This is a genomic window from Photorhabdus stackebrandtii (genome assembly GCF_011189495.1).
GTDB classification, from domain to species: Bacteria; Pseudomonadota; Gammaproteobacteria; order Enterobacterales; family Enterobacteriaceae; genus Photorhabdus; species Photorhabdus khanii.
In genome coordinates, this window is record NZ_PUJV01000135.1 from 1 (window position 1) to 958 (window position 958).

Annotated in this window: 1 pseudogene; it reads right to left on the bottom strand. The window is 48.3% G+C overall.

From position 1 onward, the window contains the following. Nucleotides 1–254: 254 nt before the first annotated feature. Nucleotides 255–958: pseudogene (locus C5470_RS21975) on the bottom strand (IS110 family RNA-guided transposase); the annotation flags it as partial.

Consider the following 958-nt stretch of genomic DNA (forward strand, 5'->3'; position numbering starts at 1 on the left):
CAACACTCATTTTGATGAATTTTAGGCTTGCTTAAATCTATCCGGCGTCACTATAGGCAAGGATGCCCGCGCCCCAATGAGTTCCGCGCCTGATGCGCCTAAAAAAACCGTTCGGCTTCAAAGAGCCATTTTTATGCTTAGGTTCATCATCAGGCCGTCAGGTCGTTCATGTCATCAATAATCAGTCTTCGCAAAACCAGATGGGTAATCGGTTTAAATCAACGATAACGTGGCTGTTTAGGGGCACTTTATCGTTATCTTTCAAACACGGTTTGTCGTGTTGTTATGGCCCAGGCTATACGCGCTAACTTGTTGGCGAGCGCACAGGCCACAATATTCGAATGTTTTCGTTCAAGTTGAATTCTGACCCAATCCGCTAATCGCCAGGATTGGTGAGCAATACGTTGGATAAAAACACGGGCGCATTGGACTAATAGTTACCGGAGCTTCTTGTCTCCCCGTTTGCTGATACCCAGCAGGGTATTCTTTCCTCCCGTGCTGTATTGACGAGGAACCAGGCCTGTTGAGGCGGCAAAATCCCGGCTTCGGGCATATTGCTTTCCATCACCCAGCTGAGAGGATAACATACTGGCCGTGATGGGGCCGATACCCGGAATAGTCATCAGCCGTTGCCCCGTATCATCACATCGCAGTGCTTGCGCTAACTCATTCTCAAGCTCAGTTATCTGTTCAACCAGATAGAGATAATGGGTATGCAAGCGCATAAGTAACTGAGTTAAATAAGGCGGAAGTTCATTCTCGGCGAGCACGCGGGAAAGCCGTTTTATCATCGCTACTCCGGTCGGCATACTGATACCAAATTCCAGTAAAAAAGCCTGCATTTGGTTGGTCGTTTTAACCTTATCTCTGACCAGTGACTCCCTGACCCGATGTAATACACGCATAGCCTGCTGAGCTTCCGTTCTGAGTCGGACAAAACGCATGGAAGGACGTGAGG